3 protein-coding genes and 1 pseudogene are annotated in these 4,543 nt (G+C 31.4%); 3 read left to right on the top strand and 1 reads right to left on the bottom strand.

Annotated features, from left to right (window positions below):
• On the top strand, window positions 1-960 hold a 960-nt coding region (locus ACVC2P_RS01990; protein ID WP_452596807.1), incomplete at its 5' end, for a tetratricopeptide repeat protein.
• Window positions 961-963: 3 nt separating this feature from the next.
• Window positions 964-3,213 (top strand): TonB-dependent receptor, encoded by a 2,250-nt coding sequence (locus ACVC2P_RS01985; RefSeq protein ID WP_452596806.1) that lies wholly within the window; start codon window positions 964-966, stop codon window positions 3,211-3,213.
• A 261-nt stretch (window positions 3,214-3,474) separates the two neighbouring features.
• Here ACVC2P_RS01985 and ACVC2P_RS01980 read toward each other — a convergent pair whose 3' ends face one another.
• Window positions 3,475-3,939: an Lrp/AsnC family transcriptional regulator gene (locus ACVC2P_RS01980; protein ID WP_452596805.1), complete on the bottom strand. Its 465-nt coding sequence runs from the start codon at window positions 3,937-3,939 to the stop codon at window positions 3,475-3,477.
• Between the two features lie 149 nt (window positions 3,940-4,088).
• Here ACVC2P_RS01980 and ACVC2P_RS01975 point away from each other — a divergent pair.
• Window positions 4,089-4,543, top strand: a pseudogene (locus tag ACVC2P_RS01975) (histidine decarboxylase); the annotation flags it as partial.

Genomic DNA, 4,543 nt, shown 5'->3' with positions numbered 1-4,543 from the left:
CGTTTAGCAAGAAATTACATCTCTCAGCACCGTTTTAAAGAAGCCTTGTCGCTTTTAGAACAAGCCGAAATCCTAGCCGAAGATTTAAAGAGTACACAAAAAATGTTATTTGACGTGCATTTAGAATTAGGAAACGATACAAAAGCTAAACAGTATTTAGAAAAAGTAACCGATTATAACAGCTTCGATTTTTTAATACGAACAGCAAAATGGAATGATCATGTAGGAAACCTAAACGGAGCAATAAAATACATGGAAAAGGCTTTAGCAAAAGCAGAATCTTCAAAAAACAGAGAATTAATGCAATGGAGTTATACAAACATTGCCGATTTTTATGGTCATGATGGGCAAATAGAAAAATCGTATAACTACTACCTTAAAGCTTTAACACTAAACCCTAATGATGCTTACGCTAAAAAAGGAATTGCGTGGATTGTATACTCTTATGAGCGTAATCCAGAAGAAGCACTACGCATTTTAAATACCATAACAGAAACATACAATGCACCAGATTATTACTTGTTAAAAGCAGAATTATCAGAATACTTAAACGATGAAAACGCAAAGAATAAGTACATAAAACAATATAAAGAAGCAGTACAAAATAAAGCCTATGGTGTTATGTACAATGCATATAATGCTAAATTAATGGCAGAAACAAATACAGAAAAAGCAGAGGCAATAGCCATAGCTAAAGAAGAAATTAAAAACCGACCAACAGCACAATCTTACGATTTATTAGCTTGGGCGTATTACAATAACGGAAACAACAAAGCGGCTTTAAGCATTGTAGAAAAACATGTAAAAGGAAAAACCTTCGAACCAGAAGTATTATATCATATAGCAGAAATATACAAAGCCAACAATAAACCAGAAGCAGTTAATAGCTTAAAAGCAGAATTAATAGAAGCTACATACGAACTAGGACCAGTAATGGAAACAAAAATACAACAACTATAAAACATGAAGAGATTACAGAAAATAGTAGGAATAGTACTGCTTTTTAGTTGCCTTCTAAGTTTTAAAACTACTAATGCACAACAATTAAAAGGGTATGTTTATGATACATACACACAACCATTAGGGGCGGCCTATCTATATAACCTAAATAGTAAGAGTCATGCACATACATCAGAGAATGGCTATTTTGTATTAGATAATAATACGGTTGGAGATACGATAACTATAGGACAATTGGGGTTTAAAAAACAAACTCTAGTTTTAAGAGCAGATGATTTAAAAAATGGAATAGAGATAGCATTAGAAAATAATATCTTTAAGCTAGATGAAATTGTTATAGCAGAAGAAGTAAACGTACTAAACACTTTTGCAAAGTTAGATTTAGAAACCAACCCTATAAACTCATCTCAGGAAATATTACGAAAAGTACCTGGGTTAATTATTGGGCAACATGCAGGAGGCGGTAAAGCCGAGCAGATTTTTTTACGAGGCTTCGATATAGACCATGGTACAGACGTGTCTATAAACGTAGATGGTATACCAGTAAATAACGTATCGCACGCGCACGGGCAAGGTTATAGCGATTTACACTTTGTAATACCAGAAACCATTAATAATATTAATTTTGGAAAAGGACCGTATTACGCTAATGCAAAAGATTTTACAACAGCAGGTTACATTGATTTTAAAACTAAAAACAGATTAGAGAATAACACAATAAAACTATCCTATGGGCAATTTAATACCATTAGAACCTTAGGACTGTTTAATTTATTAGACCAAAAGAAAAGTGAAAGTGCCTATTTTGGTATGGAATACATAGAAACAGATGGCCCTTTTAATACCTCCCAAAATTTTAATAGAGTAAATTTAATAGGTAAATACACAACTTACTTTAACGATAAAGATCGCTTGTCCTTAACAGCCTCTCATTTTAAAAGTCGTTGGGATGCCTCAGGGCAAATACCAAATAGAGCTGTAGAAAGTGGATTAATAGACCGTTTTGGAGCCATAGACGATACCGAAGGTGGAAACACTAGCCGTTCGCTAATAAATGCAGAATATAATACTACTGTTAATGACAATACTACATTTAAAGGAAATGCCTTTTACACGTATTATGATTTTGAACTATACTCTAACTTTACGTTCTTTTTAGATGACCCAACTAACGGAGACCAAATCAAACAAAAAGAAGTTAGAAACACTTACGGATTTAATACAGCTCTAAGTACACAATATACTCTTGGAGAAACAAAAGTTGAAACAACAGCTGGAGCAGGATTAAGATATGATAATATTGAGGATGTTGAATTATCTAAAACATTAAACCGCAATACCACTTTAGACTTTATACAATTAGGAGACGTTAACCAAACTAATGCCTTTGCGTATTATGATGCTGAATTCGATTTTGGAAAACTTACTGTAACACCAGGAGTACGTTTAGAATATTTTAAGTTTTTATATAACGATGCCTTATCAGACACATACCAAACACAATCAGAACGTAAAACAGCCATTTTACCAAAATTACAAGTACAATATAACCAAAACGATAATTTACAATGGTTCTTTAAAACAGGAATAGGCTTTCACTCTAACGATGCTAGAGTAGTGGTAGCGCAACAAGGCGAAGACATTTTACCAAAAGCTTATGGTGTAGATTTAGGAAGTGTTTGGAAACCCTTACCAAAACTAGCACTAAACGCAACCGCTTGGTATTTATTCTTAGAACAAGAATTTGTGTATGTAGGAGATGCCGGAATAGTAGAACCTAGCGGAAAAACAGAACGTTTAGGATTAGATTTAGGCTTACGCTACCAGTTAAATAAGCACTTGTATTTTGATACCGATGCCACACTAACTAAAGCCAGAAGTGTAGAAGATAACGATGGTGAAGATTATATACCATTAGCGCCAAGTTTTACCCTAGTTGGAGGATTAGCGTTACAAGATTATAAAGGATTTTCAGGAGGTTTACATTACCGTTTTTTAGACGATAGAGCAGCAAACGAAGATTACTCTGTAACAGCAGAAGGCTATTTTGTTACCGATTTTAATTTGAATTATAAATTAAATAAAAATTTAAGTATTGGTATAGCTATAGAAAATATATTTAATACGGAGTGGAATGAAACGCAGTTTTTAACGGAATCACGTTTGCAAAACGAAACAGCTCCTGTAGAAGAAATTCACTTTACACCAGGAACACCATTTAACGCAAAAGCAAATATCACGTATACATTTTAATTTGCTGTTATCCTCTTTGCCCTTTTTGCAGCCTCAAACAAGGTTAATAAACTTAATAAAGTCTAAATGCAAAAATCTAAATAAAGAGGAAAAAAGTTTAATAGAAAAAAAAGATAACCAACATTATTAGTTTTTACTTTATTGATTTAAATAGAGTTTTTTAGTTTGTTTATTTGTTGGTAACTCCCGAAAGTCACTTGTTTAACTTAAATGGTTTAGTTGAATAGGGGGCTTTCTTTTTTGTAATATCCTAGCTTAAAATTACTTTAAGGTAATTTTTGTTTCATTTTTAAACTGCTTAATAATAAAAGAACTTTGTATGTTACTTACAATATCTAAGTTAGATAATTTATTCATAACAAAAACTTGATATTCGCTCATATCTTTAAGTATAACTTTTAGCAATATGTCATAATTACCAGCAATGTAGGAAACTTCAATAATTTCATCAATGGTTTTAGTATAAGCCTCAAAACGCTCAAAATATTTTTCTTGATGCTTAATTAAGGTAACTTGACAATAAACAATGAGGTTCTTTTCAACCATTTTAGGATTTACTAAAGCAACATACTTATTAATAATTCCTGTACTCTCAATTTTTTTTAAACGTTCGTAAGTTGGTGTTATGGATAAATTAACGCTACTAGCTAGCTGTTTAATAGTCATTTTACCATCTTCCTGTAGTAAATTAATAATTTCCTTATCTATTTTATCTAACTCTACCATATATTTTTTCTTTTTGAAACCATAAATTTACTTTATAAAGTTTTATTAAACTAATTTATGTTAATATAGTGGTATAATTTACCATATTTGTGTTTTAAATAGATTATTATTTTATGTAAGTGTAAATTTGTAGCATAAAATAACTTAAAATGAAAATAGAAGAAATATACAGTCGTATTAGCGAAAATGCAGACAACTTTCTTGGTTATCCTTTAGCCAAGGATTTTGATTTAAAAGCCTTTGCACCATTTTTAAATTTATGTATAAATAATGTAGGAGATCCAGAATCTCCTTCAACATTAGCAATAGATACAAAGGATATAGAGCAAAAGGTGATTTCTTTTTTTGCAGAAATGCTCTCATCATCTATAAAAGATGTTTGGGGGTATGTAACAAATGGTGGAACAGAAGGGAATCTTTATGGACTTTATCTAGCAAGAGAGAGTTTTAATAACCCTATAGTTTATTACAGTGAATCTACACATTATAGTGTAAAGAAAAACTTGCATTTGCTTAACTTAAAAAGTATAGTTGTAAGAAGCCAAGACAATGGAGAAATGGACTATAACGATTTAAATTCACTAATTACTTTACACCGTGATAA

The sequence above is a fragment of the Pontimicrobium sp. MEBiC01747 genome (assembly GCF_053601635.1).
This window is presented reverse-complemented; position numbering and strand designations above follow the sequence as displayed.